The sequence below is a fragment of the Helicobacter sp. 11S02596-1 genome (assembly GCF_002272825.1).
GTDB lineage: Bacteria > Campylobacterota > Campylobacteria > Campylobacterales > Helicobacteraceae > Helicobacter_J.
Map to the genome: position 1 here is coordinate 25,929 of NZ_MLAM01000005.1, position 18,897 is coordinate 44,825.

Consider the following 18,897-nt stretch of genomic DNA (forward strand, 5'->3'; position numbering starts at 1 on the left):
ATTTTATTTCAAATTATAACAACAAAAAATACCTAGTCGAGAAAATTTTAAAATCTATAACTAAAACTTACCCCCAAAGGCGAGGCGGACGCTTGGAAATCGTTTTTATTTTTCACCCCAAATAATTTCCCCAATCCCAAATCCCTAATAACAAAGCCAATGGGATCCATCAAAGCAATAAGCGTATATCCCAAAAACCTTGAGCCAAACAACTGCCCGTGATTGGACTGGATATATCGGGTGAGCTGGTAAAAAATTTCTCCAAATATCGATCCCATCGCAGGGGTATAGATCAAATCCTGCCAGCTAGGGATCTCAACAAACGCCTCGATCCCGTATTCCCAAAAGAATGCTGAGGTTACAAACGAAAAAAGCACCGATTCTGCCCAGCTATACCCTGCCATTCGGGGTTGCATATAATACACCGCACCAAAATACGGGTGAGCCACACCATTGAGCCAAAAATTATCATCATCGACTGCTGGGGCGATCTTGACATCTTGAAGCCAACTGCGAAAGCCAAATCTTTCTCTATCCCAATTCGTTACACTCTCTGGCATTAGATAAAGCCCCGTGATACCTACCAAAAGACCCATCCCCAAAAGCCCCGCACTTGTCCCTAAATATTTGCCCTTGCTATCGGGGACATAGTAGTAAGGATTGCCTAATTGGTCTTTTTGAGAGGGAAAATGCCAGCCACTAAAATCACGATGCTTGAGCGCGTCTTCTAGCTGTGTGGAAAATAAACTTGTAGCCACACAAATAATAAGCAAAAATCTAAATAACACAATGGCTCCTCATTAATACTTCCTATATCTTTCCTGGTTATTTAACTGGTTGTTTAAAAAGTTTGTATTTTATATCAAAAGCATAAATAATTGCATATACAATCATTTAACATAGCCTGCTAGAATCCCAAGCACGGAACAATCAAATCCAAACACAATAGGAAAATATTTATGGCAATTATAGGCAAACTCCATTCGCTCGGCTCACTCTTTGGAAAAACCCAAGATTTGCAAGCCCTATACACCTATCTTGATAATGCCATCACGCCAGCGCACGCCATCTATGAGCGGATCTGTAGCACCCCGCTTGGTGCGGAAAACAAATTCGATCTTGGCGGGGGGATGTTTTGTATCGAGCAAACCTACGCACTCAAAGATCCCAATGACGCCTTTTATGAAAGCCATCAAGAATATATTGATTTTCAATTGATGGTCTCTGGCGTGGAGTTTTTTGCTATCGGTGATCCTGCTGATTTTGCCATCAAGTCCCCCTATGACCCCAAAAAAGATTTGATTGTCTATGAAAAAAGCCTACAAACCTCCATAATCAGGCTTGATAGTGGCACGTTAGCGATATTTTTTGAAACTGACATCCACGCTGGCGGGCTAGATATGCCAGATTTCGAATATCCCCAGCCCCGCCAGCCCCCTCATCAAGCCACCCCCAAAATCGTCTCCAAAAGTGTCGTAAAAGTCCCCAAAAGCCTCATTAAGCACAAACTATAAGAGAAAAATTTATGAAATCCATTGCTTCGACTTTCTTTACCTCCATCATTGTTTCCCTCGTTGCCCCCATTTTTGCAATATTAAACGCCCAAAGCTTAGAGGGTATCTATGAAACCGAGTCTTTTTTGTATATGAAAAGTGCTTTTGTGGAGTTTTTCAAACACGATGGCAAATACTATGCCTACGCAATCGCGAACACCGATGGCTCATCGGCGCAAAAAGACAAACACAATCCCAACCCTGCCCTTAGAGATAGAAGCGATAAAGGCGTGGTATTTCTCTATGATCTCACCCAAACTTCTCCGGATAATTACAGAGATGGTAAAGCTTACAATTTCTATGATGGTAGGACATATTATGTCAAGATCTCTCAAAAGCCAAATGGCGATTTGGAATTTTATTCCAGTCTTTACAAAGATGGGATTATCGGAAAAAGTTTTTTGTGGAAACGTATTGATAAAGACACATTGGATAAATACCTAGAAGCAAAAAAGCTCAAAGAACCTAATTTCCATCAAGTCCTAGAGAGTATTTCTCAAATTAACCCCCCCCCCCGCAAAAAAATAAAGTTAAATTAGAGCTAACCAAAGTTAATCCTTAAGTGCGATCCATTTTTGGGCAATCCTTACGGCATTGGTTGCTGCACCCACACGGATTTGGTCAGCCACACACCACAAATGCAAGATTTTTTTGTCATACAAATCATTGCGAATCCTACCCACATAGGTTTCATCGGTATCGCTAGCTAAAATCGGCATTGGGTAGAGATTTTCTTCGGGCTTATCTACCACGATGACATTGGGGGCTTGTGCGAGGATAGCGGCTGCCTCGCTTGCCATAACTTCTTTGGCAAAATGAATCGTGATAGCCTCACTATGGCTTCGCAAAACAGGCACACGCACGCAAGTCGCGCTCAATGCAAAATCGCTATGGAGGATTTTATTGCTCTCTTGTATCATCTTGATTTCTTCTTTGGTGTAATCATTAGGCATAAAAACATCGATATGCGGGATGAGATTAAGCGCGATACGATGGGCAAACGCTTCAGGCTCGCATTCTTCAAGCTCAAATGCAAAGAATTTTTGCATTTGCACCACTAATTCTTCCATACCCTTTTTGCCCGCCCCGCTCACAGCTTGATAGGTGCTGACATCGACCCTTTGAATCTCAAAAGCGCGGTGCAAAGGGGCAAGGACTTGGACCATCTGGATAGTAGAGCAATTGGGATTGGCAATTATGCCTTTTTGCTTCCAAAGGGCGATGTCGCTAGCATTGACTTCAGGGACGACCAAAGGGACATCATTATCCATACGAAAATGGCTTGTATTATCGATGACCACCGCCCCAGCTTTTGCCGCACTGGGGGCAAATTCCGCACTCACACGCCCCCCAGCTGAAAAAAACGCTATCTCAACACCCTCTTGTGCGAATACCTCGTGCGTGGTCTCTAAAATCTTGTGCGTTTTGCCAAATGCTTCGATCTCATTGCCCGCACTCCGTGAGCTTGCCAGGGGGACGATTTTTTTGATGGGGAAATCCTGCTCTTCTAAAACCTTGAAAATCTCCTCGCCCACCGCACCGCTAGCACCCACAACTGCCACAACATATTTTTTCATTTTTGCCCTTTTTGCAAATTTTAATGCCGTGATTATACATTATTTGAAATACCGATAAAATCTATTTTTTTTCAAAGCCAATGCGAGCATTTCTCTATCCCCGCGACTATCGCCATAGGCAGTGATGTCCTCATAAGCACGCAAATCAAATCGCTCCGTGATCCTTTTGACTTTTTGCTCCCCATAGCAGTTTGCCCCCAGAAATCTCCCGGTCAGCCTGCCATCAATGACCTCCAAAACACTCCCGATACAGATAATCCCCAGCTCATCGCATAGCGGTTTGAGGTAAGATTCAAAGCTCGCACTCACCAGCACGACCTCATCGCCACGCTCTTTGTGCCAGCATAATCGCTTTAAGGCGGAATCTTTCAACATAGCTTTTAATAAGGGCAAAAACATAGCGCATTTTTTCTGGAATGCTTCTTCAGGATAACCAGCAAAAAAATACCTACTCAACGCCTCTTTGGCAAAGGAATTGCTAAAAATCCCGATTTTAAAGCCGACTAAGATATGCCAATGTTTTAAAATCCCTATATAAAACGCCTTTTTGCCGACCAAAAATTTGACAAACGCTATCAAGCTGTCTTGGTTGGTAATTGTCCCATCAAAGTCAAAAAATGCGATATTTTTGTGGTTCATTGGGGTATCTTTGCCTCTCTGTAAGCCTTGTAAGCTTCAATCAACATATCTTTATCTTTATAAAGTGGCGACCAGTCAAGGATTTTTTGGGTATGGGAAATATCAAGGACGTATTCCTCATCAGCAATTTTGTATTGTTCATCATACATTATTTCAATGCCAATCTTCCCCAGCATTGCCAAAGTCGTTTTGATGGCAAAAGCATTTGTCGGGATAAGCCTAGATTTTGAACCCACTTCAGTGATAATTTCAGCAAGTAAGGTGCGAATGGGGGGGGGGCATCACTGCCGAGATTAAACGCACCATTGGGTAGCCCTTTTTGGATACAAAGCAAAATCGCACGCGCACAATCTTGCACGCTCACCATTTGGTAGCAATTTTCCCCCTTGCCAATCAAAGGCACGGGCAGATTTTTCTCCATCAGAGCAAAAAGTTTGTTCAAAATCCCAAATCTCCCACGCCCTACAATCATTCGAGGTCTAAAGATACTGATAGAAAATCCACGCTCCCGGTAAGCTTCACAGATTTTTTCACTCTCAAGCTTGCTTTTCCCATAATACCCAAAAGGATTTTTGGGATGGGATAAGTCAATCGGCAAATATTGGGGCTTGCCATAAACCATATCGGTGCTAAAATAAATCAACTGGTAGCAATCATATTTTTCCATCGCTTGCAATAATCTATGCGTCCCGAGCGTGTTGAGTTCATAAAAATATTTTTCTCTGTCTTTTCTTGGGGGCTTGAGGTGGTATTGGCGTGCTGCTAGATGGATAACTACATCGCTAGGAAAGAATGCAAAATCAATAGCTTGGGTCAAATCGATTCGAAAAAACGTCGCCTTGGACTCATTAGGTGGGGTAATATCGAGATTGATGACCTCATAGCCACAGCCCAAAAGCAAGTCAATCACATAACCACCCAAAAATCCACTCCCGCCAATCACCACGCAACGCATTCCCTACCCCTTTGCCACACTCAAAAACACAAGCCCGATACAAATCAGCACAATCCCAATCATCTTATTCGTATCCAGAGGCTCACCAAACATAAAATAAGCCAAAAACGCCGTCAAAATAAACCCCACGCTCAAAAACGGGTAGGCGATACTGACATTGACCTTTGATAACACCACCATCCACGTTAATATACTCAGGGCATAGCAAACAAACCCACCCCACAAATACGGGTTTAGCACTCCCCTATAGATAAATGCCAAACTCAAATGCAACTCCCCAAGCGTAACCATTCCTTTTTTGATAAATAGCTGGGCAAAGGCATTGAGCGCTACTGAAAATAATATCAGCGGGATAAATTTAATCATTGTTTTTCCTTTTTTTGAGATTCTTTGAGCCAAAGAGGCAAAGGCTGATTTTGTTTCAAGCCCGTGCTACATTTTGCATAAATTCCATCACCAAGCCTACCGGGAATCCTTGCAAACCCGCCTGTGTCGTATTGGTTTTTATCGACCCTGACATACGGGATGGCGTATTTTTGGAGCTTTTTCAAAAATGAAAGTTCCCAATCAGGCTCAAAATAAATTTCCCATTTTCCATCACAAGTTTTTTTCATATCTTTTAAGACAGCTTTTGTGTCTTTGGTGTAGTGGCGTTGTGTTATTTTTAGCCCATCTTTAAAGGCGGGATACATATTTAACACCAAAAACAAAATCATCGCCCAGCGCAAATAAATCAACGACTTTTCTAAGCGTAAAAAATAACTAAACCCAATGATAACCACAGGCAAAAGCCAGATCTGTGGGGCATAGCGCGCCCACCAGGATTCAGGATTGATAGCAATAGTCGCACCGATAAGCAAGAATAACAGACCAAATTTTTTGCCCGCAGGTGTGGCAAACTCCCTGCGAATGCGGTATAAAAAAATCACGCTCAAAATCACCACACCACCAAAATAATACCCAAAGCCCCCAATCCTCACATCCGGATCGCCAAAACCCGATTCGTTTTTGGTGCGAAAAAATGGCATTTTCCACATAGGCCCATTAGGGCTAGTGTAGGAAATATTTTGCGTTTTTGAAAAAAGTGACACAAACAGCTTTTCTGGGGTGTTGAGCTGTTCAAAAATCTTGGGGGCATTGCCGGTGATAATATCGATTTTATTCTTGCCAAGCAGGGGATAAAAGGGACTGCGTTTTTCAGAGATATTGGTAAAGTAGGGATTAGCACCACTAAGCACGATCAGCACCACGCCTATACAACCAGAGATAAAGATTTCTTTGGGAAACCATTTTTTAAACCCCCCCCCCCCGCCATTATTACAAGATAGCCCATTTGATGAGCCAAATGCAAGTTTGTTTGCAAAACAACGATAGAGAAAATACAAAATCCCCACCACGCCGACATAAGCCAGCCCTGTGAGTTTGATATTACTCGCCACCACAAGCACAAAAACAAAAATCGCGTATTTGGCTTTGTTTGGCTTATTCTCTAAATCAATGATATTCAAAAACAAAATCACCAATGCACAGCCGAGCAACCCATCGACATAATAGGTATGGATTTGAGAAAATAACACGGGGCTAAAAACTGCCAAAATCATCAAAAATACGGCTTTATAGACACCAAACTTCAAAGACCCAAGCACGCCTACGCCATAAAAAAAACTTGCTGCACAAAAGAGATAATTTAACGCCTTGCCCGCTTCTATATCGCCAAAACTAAGCACAAAATTACTCGCAACAATCTCGCTAAATTTCACATAGTTTTCAACCCAAATCTGGTGGCTCAAAAACGGCTTTAAAGCCTCTAAATCTTGCATTTTTTGATAGAGAGGATTCCAGCCATTGCTTAAATACTCAATCCCAATCTGATGATACGCCCGCCCATCCCAAGAGCTATCCCACAGATACAATGCCAACAAAACCGATAACCCCAAAATGCAAACAAACAAAATCACACAAACTAGATAAAAAGGATTGCGATAAACCAAACAAGCTAATGCGATAAAAAACGCCACATAAAAATACGCTACGTGAATACTTGCCCCAAACAAAAATCCCAGCGAGCTAAGTAAAAACAACGCCCCAATAAATGCCATCAATCCATAAGAAAGTCGCCGAGATATGCAGAAAACCGCCTCGCTGTTGGCTTTATACACAAACTTTTCTATCCAAAATGACTTCGAAAATAAATTTTGTAAAAACATTTTTTCTCCTACTTTGCTCCTAAAAAATAATAAAACCCAATGCCATCACTCCGATGGCATTTCAGAATCCTTGCTATAGATAATAAAATCCTTTGATTCTGCAGTCTTTTTGAAGCCGTATGCCCCTTTATTGAGCGCTTCGATGGTATCAAGAGAATCTTTTGTTTCCTCTCGTTTCTCTTCAGGGATTTCTTGGCTAAAAAAAACATTATCTTTTGAAAATACGATCACATCAATCGGCACAAAAAATGCCAGATTTTTGGAATTAGATTGCTTCAAAAATGCCTCTTGTGAAATCCTATCAGGCGTGATACTCCCAAACATCTGATGGATATTCACACTTTTGAGACCTAGCTTTTGGTATTCAAAAGAAGCAAAATCTGTGAGGATCTCGATAGTTTGATTGTCTGAACGCAAATATTGCACGATGGGTTCTAGCATTTCGACCAATCCCGTGCTTTTGGCATATACATCCGATAAATCTTTATCATATTTTTTAAATACCTGCTCATAGCCGTGATTTGACCCCCCCCCGCCTATAATTTGAAGCACCAACAACACAGGCAAAACAAATCGAGGGATTTTTGGATATTGCACCATTGGGATAAACAGCAACACCCCCAAATAAATCGTGCTTACATAATAATTTCCCCAAACCTTATTCACTCCAAAGAGCAAATACACCAAACTCACCAAAAAGCCAATACCCACCACCACAAACAAATCAGATTGGCAAAATTTCGCCTCTTTTTGGCGAGAGATTTTTGAGATAAACCCCCACAACAGCGCCAAACAAACACAAAGCAAAACAATAAAAACAATGATTTCAAAATAATAAAAATCAATCACACCAAAGATTTTTTCAGCCAAACTCACGTGGGTATAAGCCCCGTGATTGGTTGCGTTGCTCTCCATATTGAAAACAAACATACCCCACCAAGCGCCCATTCCCCTAGGGTGCAATAAATACGGGTTAGTAATCACCCACAATGCCATCACGCTCGCTGTGATCCCCACGCAGTGAATGAAAAATTTTTTAAAATCAAAAATACCCCGCAAATAAGGAACAAGCACATAGGCATAAAGCAGTGGAAAAAACATCACCGCTTGAAATTTCGCCACCCCAACAGCAAGACCAAATACAAAAACACTGCCAAGATACGCCTTGCCAAAACCAAAATTGTCCCTAGCGAGCAAATAAACACCCCACAAAATAAAAAACGCTTGAAACACATCGGGCTTGACAAGATAGCCATTACTCCAAAATCCCGGCATCAAAACCACCAAAAACACAATCCCATAGGCTTGCAAGGCAGGCAAATAAAGCCTACAAATCTTATAAATCATCCACAAGCACGCCACACTAAAGACACCATTAAGCACTCGGGGTGCATAGATTGCCATTTCTGTGTTGTGCAATAGATGAAACGGCGCTGTTACAAGAAGATTGAGCAGATACCAGCCAAAGCCATAATTGTAAAATCCAAAGCGAAAAATCTTTTCGATATTTAATTCCCTAAAGCCCTCATACATAGTGAGCCACTGATGAAACTCCGGCAACTCATCCCCACCCGTAACGCCTAAAAACTGAATATCTAAATACCGATAATCCATATAAGCAAACACACACAGGGCAAAAAACATCACCAAATAAATCGCCTTATCTTTCCAAATCATTCTTTCTCCTTATCCATACATCAAAATCACCAAAAAACCCAGCCACGAGACAATCACCGCCTGCAAAAACCGATCTTTCAAAACAATCTTGCTCGGACTCCCGCTTTTGTTTTCCACAAAAGTAATCTGCATATAACGGAATATCCCCGCAAGCACAAACACCGCACTCAAATACAAATAATCACTATGCAATCTTTCTTTTACCTCTGGTGAGATACTCCACAAAATATAAGCAATCATCACGATCGAGGCACTCACAGACATCGCAATATCCAAAAATACGCGATTATAGCCATCCATCACTTCACGCATTTTTTGACCACCAGCCTCCGATAAGATCACATCATCACGCCGTTTTGCCAAAGCCAAAAAGAGTGCTAGCAAAAATGTCATCACGATAATCCACTCTGATAAGCCCGTGTCTGTCGCACTCGCACCCACAAACAAGCGGATCACAAAGCCACTCGCAATAATAAAAATGTCTAATATCGGGATATGTTTGAGTTTTAGGCTATAAAGGAGATTTAAAATAACGTAGATAAGAATACACAAAAATACATCAAAACCTAGAAATATTGACCCCCCCCCCCCCCGCAAATCAAGAGGACAGAAGCGATAAAACCGGCAAATGTTGGGGTGATTTTTCCAGAAGCGATGGGGCGATGGCGTTTTACCGGATGGATTTTGTCTTTTTTGACATCCATTATGTCATTAAAGATATACACCGCACTCGCACACAGACAAAAGCAAACAAACGCTAGCAAACTATCGAAAAAAATAGGCAACTCAAAAAGCTTGAAACTAAAAAATGCTGGCAGAAAAATAAAAAAATTCTTGATGTATTGATAAAATCGCATCAAATGAAAAATACTTTTTATCTCCAAAACCAGCTCCATTTTGATTTGTTTGCATTCTCGCATAAAAACCCAGCATTCTACCCAATCAAAACTTAAATTCAATACCCTTATTTAGCCACATTATCACAACCATAAATGCCAGCAAATCTGAATCAAAAGAAGCAAAAACTAATCAAAACTTAGCAAAATAAAAGTGTTTTTTTGATACGTTACGCAAAAAAGACAAGAAAATTGCAAAATACGAGAAAACAGCAAAATGCAAAAAATGGAGGGTAAAAAATGGGGCTTCTTGATCGCTTCTTCAAACTCAAAGAAAATCACACCAACTTCAAAACCGAAGCATTAGCGGGCTTTACGATATTTTTGACAATGCTCTATATCATCCCTGTAGGCTCACAAATCCTCTCAGCAGCCGGTATGCCAAAAAACGAACTCATCACAGCGATTTCTTTGGTAACCGCATTAGCCACCTTGCTTACGGGCATTTGGGCAAATACCCCTGTGGCAATGAGCGTGGGAATGGGACTCAATGCGTATTTTACCTATGGACTAGTCGGCGGGATGGGACTATCTTGGCAACAGGCTTTGGGAGCAGTCTTTTTATCGGGTGTGATTTTTTTGATTATCTCTTTGACAAGACTTCGGGTTTGGATTATGCAAAGTATCCCCAAAGATTTGAGATTTGCCTTATGTGCGGGATTGGGGGCATTTATCGCCACGATTGGCTTCAAATCCTTGGGCTTTATCACCATCACCCCATCAGGACTAATGACCTTAGGCAATCTCACCTCCCCGCAAGTCCTCATCGGCATATTTGGCGTGCTTTTAATGCTTTTGCTCCATACATTTGGCGTGCAGGGGGCTTTTATCATCGGGATTTTGGCTTGCAGTGCTATCTCGTGGATCATCGGGCTTGCTGTAATGCCTACACAAATCATCTCCCTACCCGCCTCCATATCAGGGATCGCATTCCAATTTGACCTTATAGGTATTTTTAACATCGCCATTATCCCCGCTATTGTTGCCCTTTTGATAACCGATTTGTTTGATTCTTTGGGCACGCTCGCAGGCGTAGGTGCAAAAGCCAAGATGTTTCAAGACACCAGCGGGCGAGACAAAAAACTTGAAAAAACCCTCCAAATCGACGCCCTTGCCACCACAGGTGGGGCGATGTTTGGGCTTTCAACCACAACGGCATTTTTAGAAAGCTCTGCCGGCGTGGCTTCTGGGGGACGGACCGGACTCACGGCTGTTTTTTGTGCGCTTTTCTTCGCTCTGACATTGTTTTTTCTCCCCATTTTTAATGCCATCCCTGAATATGCGATTTATCCGACGCTCATCGTGGTGGGTGCATTGATGTTTGCAGAAGTCAGGCATATCGATTTCACAGATATCCCCACTGCTACGGCGAGCTTTTTTACCATTATCTTAATGCCCCTAAGCTCATCGATTACCACCGGACTTGCAAGCGGATTTATCGTGTATGTTTTGATGTGTGCATTCAAAAGAGAGTGGCAACGCCTCAATTTGGGCGTGATGATTTTATTTGCTATCAGCTTGATACCCTTTGTATTCCAGCATTGAGGGGCATTTTGGTTTTGAAATTCAATCGCTGTGGTTTTTATCACTCGCTTTTGGTTGTATAAAATGCCAAATTAGCGACATTTTTGATAAAAAGCTTTTTTTCACCGACAAGTTTTTCTGCCAATTGGAGCGTTTTGGTATCGAGCAAAATCGGGGCTTCGCTCACGCTCATCGGGCGGCGGGCAATGAGATCTAAAAGCTCGGGCATTTCATAGCTTTTTGCTGTGATATTTGGGTCATTTTTGCGAAATGGCAAACTCACATACAAGCCATCAAAACGCTTTGCTATCTCGTGAAGCTCGCTATTTGAAAGTGCGCTGGCTTTGTAAGCTGGGGGTCTGTCTATCGTGCCTAAATCCACTCTTGCAACATTGATTTGGCGCAAAAATGTAGCGATGGCATTGATATTTTCTAGCGAATCATTCACGCCTTTAACAAGCAAAATTTCTGCGACAAGCTTGCCACTATAAACACTCCCAAAGCTTTTAATACCCTCTAAAAGGGCTTCTAAAGAGATATTTTTATGCGGTCGATCCACACGCAAAAAACTCTTGCTAATCGCCCCATCAAGCGAAAATTTCACAATATCAAAAAGGTGTAATGCCTTTTGAACACTCATCTCACCAAAGCGTGAGCCATTACTCAAAATCAGCGTAGAAACGCCTTTGGGGATATGGGGTTTGATAGCAGATATGAGTTCATAAAGATATGGGTAAAGCGTGGGTTCGCCATTAGCTGTGATGGTCAATACATCGATCTTGGGGTGTTTAAGCAGAGCTTCTAAAACGCTTTGGATAAGCACATCAATATCCAAAACCTCTGCCATCTGCCCTTGAGCCTTTTTGCCCTCTAGCTCACAATAAAGGCAATCAAAATTGCATTGCTTGAGAGTTGGTGAGAGATCCACGCCCAAAGATATGCCAAATCGCCGAGAGATAACCGGTCCAAATACGATGTTTTTCATCACGTTTTTAACTTCTGTGTTTTTAAACTTCCACCCGATGCTTGCATTTGATACATTCGTGGATATGCTTGCCCCGATAGGTCCGATCGCTCATCATATAGCCACATTCCGGGCATTTTTCATTGATGGGTTCGTGATTGGAAATAAAGTTGCATTTCGGATAATTCCCGCAACCATAAAAGCTCCCGCGCCTGCTTCTTCTAAGCAATATTTCCCCACCACATTCTGGGCATTTGACTTCGCTTAAGGCTTGAGATTTATTCGCAGGATTGTTTTTTAATGACTTAGTGTTTTTACATTCTGGATACCCGCTACAAGCGATAAATTCGCCATTTCTCCCGCGTTTTTTTACCATCGGTTTGCCACATTTTTCACAAGCCTCAAGACTTTCTTCATCACTAGCTTGGGCCTCTTGGGGCTTGACATATTTGCATTTGGGATAGCCACTACAAGCAACAAACTCGCCGTATCGCCCATTTCTAATCACAAGCTCTTTGCCACATTGCGGGCAGGCTTCCCCTGTGGGAATGATGACTTTTTGGGAGGCGATATGGAGCTTACCATCAGAGATTTTTTCCATAAATGGCTCATAAAAATCCCGCAAAACCTTTTGCCAATCCTCTTTATTCTGTGCGATACCATCAAGCTTATCTTCCATACTCGCACTAAAAGCTGAATCAACGATTTCATTAAAATGCGCCTCAAGCATTTCGATCACTTTAAACGCACTCTCTTGGGGCAAAATCTGCTTTTTTTCTACCACGATGTATTCACGATTTTGCAACAAAGAAATCGTTGGGGCATAGGTGCTAGGTCTGCCGATCCCCAAACTTTCAAGCATTTTAATCAACGAGGCTTCAGAATACCTCGCAGGGGGTTCTGTGGTGTGCTTATTATTCTGGATATTCTCTAACTTGATAGGCGTATTAGGCGAAAGATCAGGCAAAAGCTTGTCTTTATCATTATCGCCTAAAATCTTGTAATACCCATCAAATACGAGCCTACGCCCATTGGCTTTAAATTCGCCTTTATCGCAAACAAACATAATGCTCTGGCTTTCAAAAACCGCATCTTCCATCTGGGAAGCCAAAAACCGATGATAAATCAGCGTATAAAGCTTATGCTCATCAGGCTTAAGATAGGATTTAGCCATTTGGGGGGTAAAGGCGATGTTTGTAGGGCGGATTGCCTCGTGTGCCTCTTGAGCGCCCTTGTTTTTGGTGGCGTAATTTTTTGGCTTAGCGGGCAGGTATTTTTCACCAAAATCATTGCGGATTTTTTCTCTCGCACTCTCTTGGGCTTCTTTGGCGATATGGAGGCTATCGGTTCGCATATAGGTGATGATACCCATTGTGCCGTTGTTTGTCTCGACACCCTCATAAAGCCTTTGGGCAATACCCATCGTCCGTGAGGGCGAATACCCCAAAACGCTTGAAGCACTTTGTTGCAATGTCGAGGTCATAAACGGCGGCGGGGTGGGAGATTTTTTGGGTTTTTTGAGTATCTCACCGACCATATAGGGGCGATTTTGCAGGGCTTTTAGCATAGCATTGGCGAGGTTTTCATCGGTAATGCCTTGTTTTTTGATCTTTTTGCCCTCATAGCTACTCAATTCCGCTTGAATACCGCCTGCAAACACCGCATCAATCGTATAATAATCCACCGGCACAAATGCCTTGATCTCACGCTCTCTATCCACGATGATTTTAAGTGCTGCACTTTGCACCCTACCCGCACTTAGTCCCCGATTGATCTTGCTTGAAATGAGTTCGCTAAGCTTAAAACCCACGATACGATCGAGCAAACGTCGGGCTTGCTGGGCATTGACTTTATCCATATCGATGTTTCGAGGCGATTTGAGAGCGTTTTCAATAGCGGTCTTTGTGATCTCGTGAAATACGATTCTAGGGAAACTCTGAGCGTCTTTGCCAATGGCTTGGGTGATATGAAACCCGATGGCTTCCCCCTCCCTGTCCTCATCGGTGGCGATATAGGTTGTTTTGGCTTTTTTTGCTAAGGATGTGATTTTTTCAACAATCTCTTTATGGTCTTTATCCACCTTATAATCAGGAATAAACACCCCCCCATCAATTTTGATACCAAATCGGGATTTGGGTAAATCCCGGATATGCCCTTTCGAAGCGATGACTTCAAACTTGCTACCCAGAAAGTTTTTGATGGTTTTGGCTTTCGCTGGAGACTCGACAATAATCAGATCTTTCATTAATTTCTCTTTAAATTTTGAATGTTTTGGGAATTCTAACACATTTTTATTTTTTTGAAAAAAAGTTTTTTGGAACAGCTGTTGCTTATGCCTTTGAAACCAAAATTTTTAGCAAAGGATGCGATTATGAGTTTTAGGATTAACACAAACATAGCGGCGCTCACCGCACACGCTGTAGGGATACAAAATAACAGAAACTTAGCGGGTTCTCTTGAAAAGCTAAGCTCGGGACTTCGTATCAACAAAGCCGCAGACGACGCCTCCGGAATGGCAATCGCTGATAGTCTTAGAAGCCAAAGTGAGAGCTTGGGGCAAGCGGTCAAAAATGCCAATGATGCCATCGGTATGATCCAAGTAGCCGATAAGGCGATGGATGAGCAAATCAAGATTTTAGATACCATCAAAACCAAAGCCATCCAAGCCGCCCAAGATGGGCAAACCCTCGAATCAAGAAAAGCCCTCCAAAGCGACATCCAGCGATTACTTGAAGAACTCGATAATATCGCTAATACCACCAGTTTCAACGGCCAACAAATGCTTTCAGGGAGCTTTTCAAACAAAGAATTTCAAATCGGGGCTTACTCCAACACCACGGTCAAAGCCTCTATCGGTCCGACAAGCTCGGACAAAATCGGGCATATCCGAATGGAAACCGCCTCGTTTGAGGGCGAAGGAATGCTCGCTTCTGCAGCGGGTTCAAACCTCACAGAAGTATCGTTAAATTTCAAACAAGTCGATGGGGTCAATGACTACGAACTCGAAACAGCCAAAATATCAACTTCTGCAGGAACGGGGATTGGTGCGCTTAGCGAAATCATCAATCGATTTTCCAATACGCTAGGCGTGCGGGCTTCTTATAATGTTATGGCAACCGGTGGCACGCCTGTGCAATCAGGAACGATCCGTGGGCTTGTCATCAATGGTGTGAGTATCGGGACCATCAATGACGTGCGCAAAAATGACTCCGATGGGCGTCTCCTCAATGCGATAAACTCTGTCAAAGATCAAACCGGCGTGGAGGGGTTTTTAGACATTACCGGTAGGATCAATCTCAAATCTAACGATGGGAGAGCGATTTCTATCCACGCTAATAGCGCCTCTGGGCAAGTCTTTGGGGGCGGGAATTTTGCCGGGATTTCAGGCTTTAATCACGCTATTGTCGGCAGATTGACCTTGATACGCACCGATGCGAGAGATATTATTGTCAGTGGGGCGAATTTCAGCCATATCGGCTTGCACTCCGCCCAAGGCGTGTCTGAATACACCGTTAATCTCCGAGCAATCCGAGGCATTTTTGATGCCAATATCGCTTCAGCCTCCGGTGCGAATGCCAATGTCGCCCAAGCCGATCTGAACTGGCAAGGCATTGGTGCGGGGGTTACCAGCCTCAAAGGCGCAATGGTCGTAATGGATATGGCAGATTCTGCCCGAACCCAGCTAGACAAAATCCGTGCCGATATTGGTTCAGTCCAACTCCAGCTAGTAACAACGATCAACAACGTTTCGGTAACCCAAGTCAATGTCAAAGCTGCAGAATCTCAAATCAGAGACGTGGATTTTGCTGCGGAATCTGCGAGCTTCTCAAAATACAATATCCTTGCACAAAGCGGGAGTTTTGCGATGGCACAAGCGAATGCCGTGCAACAAAACGTCCTCAGACTACTCCAATAATCACCTCGCCTTACAAATCGCCCAAGCAAATCGCTTAAGAATAGAAAACTCCCCTCGGAGTTTCTATCCCTAAGCCTGCCAATATCGAAGGATTTTTATGCAAACTATCTATGAGAAAAACCTCGCTGTCTTAAAAACCAAAGATCCACTTTTAGCACTCGCATTGCTCAACTGCAAGCCAAATCAGAAATTTGATGTTTTTATGGATAACGATGTTGCAAATTTTAATATCATCGACAAAGAGAGCAATACGCCGTTATTTATGGGCAAACCACTAGAAGAAAGTATGCAAAAAATCAATGATTTTAGCCCGTATGCTTACTACCCTTATCTTTATTTTTATGGGGCGGGTAATGGGGTGTTTTATCGCTTGCTTTTAGGCAACTCGCAACATCAAAGGATTGTCGTTATCGAACCTGAACTTGAAATTTTGTTTATCGTTTTGAATCTTTTGGATTTTTCTAGCGAAATCCTTTCTGATAAAATCATTTTTTTATATGCCAAATTTTGCACCTACCATATGATACACTCGCTTTTTGAGATGGATAAAACATCGAGAATCTACTCAAAAGTCTATGATCTACATATTTTTAATCCCTATTATGAACGCTACCATAGCGAAATCCTCAAACTCAATCAATATTTTATCAAAGCCATCGAACATAGCGTCATCAGCGTGGGTAATGACACACGAGATGCCATCATCGGTATCAGACAACATATTCAAAACCTCCCAGACGCCCTATCTTCGCCCACATTGCTAAATTTGCTTGAAAATCTCAAAAACAAAGACACCGCTATCATCGTCTCCACAGGCCCTAGCCTCACCAAACAGCTCGATCTCCTCAAATCTATCGCCCCATATGCGACGTTATTTTGTATCGATGCGTCTTTCCCGATCCTGCATAAACACGGCATAAAGCCTGATATTGTCTTTTCACTTGAGCGTGTGGAGGCAACGGCGAGATTTTATTATGACACCCCAGAAGAAGCCCAAGATGGCGTGGTATTTGCCATCACCTCAATCGTGCATAAACGCCTCAAAGACTCCATCAAGCGGGGGATCAAACAATTTAGCTTCCGCCCCTTTGGCTATACCAATCTCTTTGGATTCCATCAATACGGCTATCTTGGGATCGGGATGAGTGCGGCAAATATGGCATATGAGCTTGTCGTGCATTCACGTTTCAAGCGCTGTATCCTCATCGGTCAAGATCTCGCCTTTGGCGATGATGGCACAAGCCACGCCAAAGAGGCACTTTATGGGTCTGATGAGATCAAACCAAAAAACAGCGAAGAAAAGCTTTTTGTCTCAAAATACGGCGGTGGGGGCGAGGTAGAAACGACAAGGGTTTGGAAATTGTTCTTAGAATTTTTTGAAAAAGACATTGCCCAAACCCCCTACAAACTCGAAGTTATCAACGCCACAGAAGGCGGGGCGAGGATAGGAGGCACCAAAGAAATGAGCTTCCAAGAAGCCATCAAACTCATCGATACGAGCAAACCAAAAACCCCCATCAAACTGACCTACCCCAAAAAATCAGAAAGCAAAAAAAACATCCGGATCGCCAAAGAAAAATGCCTCGACATCATCGCTTATGGCACAGAAAAAAAATTGCTTGTGGAAGAATTGTTTTTAAAAATCGCTGCCTATACCGAAAAGCTCGAAAAACTCAATAATGAAAACAAGCTCGATGAAATTGATTTTGAGGAATTAAGCTCCTTGAGCGATGCAATCGATACGATAAAAAAACTCTTTGAAGATAAAAAATTCAATAACTATTTTGTCGATGCGATCCAGTCGTATATCTTCCATCAAGAGCTTGACATCGCCAAACTCGTTGTAAAATACACAAAAAATGAGATTGACAAACAAGCCAAACAACTCGAATGGATCTATGCCCATAAATACTGGCTTTTTAGCCTTGCAGGCGGGATGGATTGTGTCATCGAAACGGTCAAAGAAGCCCTAGAGAGCTGGGAAGAAAACAACTAAGCCCCTTTTGGCAAACGCTCTATGATTTTTGGTTTCACTTTTTTGCAATAGCGTGTCTGATTTTTTTAAATGTATTTTTATTTCTATGATAAATCTAAAGGGTGAATTAAAAAATCCCTAGTTTTGTTTTCCCTTGAGGGGGACAAGGGGCTAGCTGTCCGCTATGCCATTGCGAGCATAGCAGATGGCTAGCCCCTCCCTTACTAGCTAGTATGAGAAACATTTATTAGAAAACATCGCTATGGAAAAACATTATTCCCTAATCGATTCGGCTTGCCAAATCTGAAGACCATTCACACGGGCAAAATCCGTTTGTTCGTAAAAGATTCTAACCCACCCACCCGAGTTATACCCTACTAACACGGGAATATCAACTCGTTTTTAATGGGCGAATTTCAATGGGTGCAAGCCTCAAACAAACATTAAAGATTCATCACGGCTTCACCCGCTTCATCTTCTCAAGCCCAAAATCTTTTTTTCGTGTTCCAAAAGCCATTTTTTAACCTCAATACCCCCGCCATACCCTACCAATCTCCCATCACTGCCAATCACCCGATGGCAAGGCGTGATAATCAAAATCGGATTCTTATTGTTCGCACCCCCAACAGCTCGGGAATGCTTTGGTAAGCCCATCGCCCTTGCTGTGTCTTGATAACTCCAGGTCTCCCCAAAACCTATTTTGCGAAGTGTTCCCCAAACCTGCTTTTGAAACGGCGTGCCCTCGTCCTCTAAGGGCAAATCAAAAGAAAACACCTGCCCCGCAAAATATCCTCCCAATGCCTCTGCGCAAGCCATTGTTAAATCATTAGGATTTTCTTCAAGGTGCTTTTGATGAGCCAATAACACGCTTTTTATCCCCGTTTCACTGGCGATAATATGGATATATGGGATCACAAAACCCGCAGGCGTTGGCATAAAATAATGGTGCAACATTGAAAAACCTTTTTTTGAAAAATCCCATCATTTTGCCAATTTTTCAATAAAAATCAAAAT

The 18,897-nt window shown here is 42.5% G+C and carries 18 protein-coding genes; 5 read left to right on the forward strand and 13 right to left on the reverse strand.

Annotated elements, in window-relative coordinates; translation table 11 throughout:
* Positions 1-47 precede the first annotated feature (47 nt).
* A complete protein-coding gene (locus BJI48_RS04055) occupies positions 48-788 on the reverse strand; it encodes a DUF3943 domain-containing protein (protein ID WP_257874380.1) in 741 nt (246 codons plus the stop codon).
* 171 nt (positions 789-959) lie between these two features.
* Here BJI48_RS04055 and BJI48_RS04060 point away from each other — a divergent pair, with 171 nt between their 5' ends.
* Positions 960-1,514 (forward strand): YhcH/YjgK/YiaL family protein, encoded by a 555-nt coding sequence (locus BJI48_RS04060; RefSeq protein ID WP_095332188.1) that lies wholly within the window; start codon positions 960-962, stop codon positions 1,512-1,514.
* Positions 1,515-1,525: 11 nt separating this feature from the next.
* A complete protein-coding gene (locus BJI48_RS04065) occupies positions 1,526-2,092 on the forward strand; it encodes a DUF2147 domain-containing protein (RefSeq protein WP_095332190.1) in 567 nt (188 codons plus the stop codon).
* A gap of 12 nt (positions 2,093-2,104) precedes the next feature.
* Here BJI48_RS04065 and BJI48_RS04070 read toward each other — a convergent pair whose 3' ends face one another.
* The 9 genes from BJI48_RS04070 to BJI48_RS09650 are packed head-to-tail and all read right to left on the reverse strand — an operon-like array spanning position 2,105 to position 9,567.
* Entirely contained in the window at positions 2,105-3,130 is a 1,026-nt protein-coding gene (locus tag BJI48_RS04070; protein ID WP_095332192.1) for an aspartate-semialdehyde dehydrogenase, read from the reverse strand.
* A gap of 39 nt (positions 3,131-3,169) precedes the next feature.
* Positions 3,170-3,769, reverse strand: a complete 600-nt coding sequence (locus BJI48_RS04075) for an HAD-IB family hydrolase (protein WP_095332194.1) — start codon at positions 3,767-3,769, stop codon at positions 3,170-3,172.
* The gene (locus BJI48_RS09330) at positions 3,766-3,918 is read right to left on the reverse strand and encodes a hypothetical protein (RefSeq protein WP_180763041.1); all 153 of its coding nucleotides are present in this window, start codon (positions 3,916-3,918) and stop codon (positions 3,766-3,768) included. The genes BJI48_RS04075 and BJI48_RS09330 overlap by 4 nt, the downstream gene beginning before the upstream one ends.
* Positions 3,918-4,724: an NAD(P)-dependent oxidoreductase gene (locus tag BJI48_RS04080; RefSeq protein ID WP_095332196.1), complete on the reverse strand. Its 807-nt coding sequence runs from the start codon at positions 4,722-4,724 to the stop codon at positions 3,918-3,920. The genes BJI48_RS09330 and BJI48_RS04080 overlap by 1 nt, the downstream gene beginning before the upstream one ends.
* A gap of 3 nt (positions 4,725-4,727) precedes the next feature.
* Positions 4,728-5,090, reverse strand: a complete 363-nt coding sequence (locus BJI48_RS04085) for an SMR family transporter (RefSeq protein ID WP_095332198.1) — start codon at positions 5,088-5,090, stop codon at positions 4,728-4,730.
* The gene (locus BJI48_RS04090) at positions 5,087-6,931 is read right to left on the reverse strand and encodes a hypothetical protein (protein ID WP_095332200.1); all 1,845 of its coding nucleotides are present in this window, start codon (positions 6,929-6,931) and stop codon (positions 5,087-5,089) included. The genes BJI48_RS04085 and BJI48_RS04090 overlap by 4 nt, the downstream gene beginning before the upstream one ends.
* A gap of 45 nt (positions 6,932-6,976) precedes the next feature.
* Positions 6,977-8,608 carry a glycosyltransferase family 39 protein gene (locus BJI48_RS04095; protein WP_095332202.1) on the reverse strand — a complete coding sequence of 544 codons (1,632 nt, stop codon included), beginning with the start codon at positions 8,606-8,608 and terminating at the stop codon, positions 6,977-6,979.
* 9 nt (positions 8,609-8,617) lie between these two features.
* Positions 8,618-9,160 carry a hypothetical protein gene (locus BJI48_RS09645; RefSeq protein ID WP_257874382.1) on the reverse strand — a complete coding sequence of 181 codons (543 nt, stop codon included), beginning with the start codon at positions 9,158-9,160 and terminating at the stop codon, positions 8,618-8,620.
* 14 nt (positions 9,161-9,174) lie between these two features.
* Positions 9,175-9,567, reverse strand: a complete 393-nt coding sequence (locus BJI48_RS09650) for a UbiA family prenyltransferase (RefSeq protein WP_257874383.1) — start codon at positions 9,565-9,567, stop codon at positions 9,175-9,177.
* Between the two features lie 177 nt (positions 9,568-9,744).
* Between BJI48_RS09650 and BJI48_RS04105 the strand changes: the two genes are divergently transcribed.
* Positions 9,745-11,049 carry an NCS2 family permease gene (locus BJI48_RS04105; RefSeq protein WP_095332204.1) on the forward strand — a complete coding sequence of 435 codons (1,305 nt, stop codon included), beginning with the start codon at positions 9,745-9,747 and terminating at the stop codon, positions 11,047-11,049.
* Between the two features lie 40 nt (positions 11,050-11,089).
* On the opposite strand, the gene BJI48_RS04110 is transcribed toward BJI48_RS04105, so the two are convergent.
* Both BJI48_RS04110 and topA read right to left on the reverse strand, forming a co-directional pair.
* Positions 11,090-12,013 carry a radical SAM protein gene (locus tag BJI48_RS04110; protein ID WP_095332206.1) on the reverse strand — a complete coding sequence of 308 codons (924 nt, stop codon included), beginning with the start codon at positions 12,011-12,013 and terminating at the stop codon, positions 11,090-11,092.
* A gap of 22 nt (positions 12,014-12,035) precedes the next feature.
* Positions 12,036-14,237 carry a type I DNA topoisomerase gene (gene topA, locus BJI48_RS04115; RefSeq protein WP_095332208.1) on the reverse strand — a complete coding sequence of 734 codons (2,202 nt, stop codon included), beginning with the start codon at positions 14,235-14,237 and terminating at the stop codon, positions 12,036-12,038.
* A gap of 126 nt (positions 14,238-14,363) precedes the next feature.
* On the opposite strand from topA, the gene BJI48_RS04120 reads away from it, so the two are divergent.
* Together BJI48_RS04120 and BJI48_RS04125 are read left to right on the forward strand one after the other, a co-directional pair.
* Positions 14,364-15,908, forward strand: coding sequence for a flagellin B (locus BJI48_RS04120; RefSeq protein WP_095332210.1), 1,545 nt, complete (start codon positions 14,364-14,366; stop codon positions 15,906-15,908).
* Between the two features lie 97 nt (positions 15,909-16,005).
* Positions 16,006-17,904, forward strand: coding sequence for a motility associated factor glycosyltransferase family protein (locus BJI48_RS04125; protein ID WP_095332212.1), 1,899 nt, complete (start codon positions 16,006-16,008; stop codon positions 17,902-17,904).
* A 450-nt stretch (positions 17,905-18,354) separates the two neighbouring features.
* On the opposite strand, the gene BJI48_RS04130 is transcribed toward BJI48_RS04125, so the two are convergent.
* Positions 18,355-18,837: a methylated-DNA--[protein]-cysteine S-methyltransferase gene (locus BJI48_RS04130; protein WP_095332214.1), complete on the reverse strand. Its 483-nt coding sequence runs from the start codon at positions 18,835-18,837 to the stop codon at positions 18,355-18,357.
* Positions 18,838-18,897: the final 60 nt, after the last annotated feature.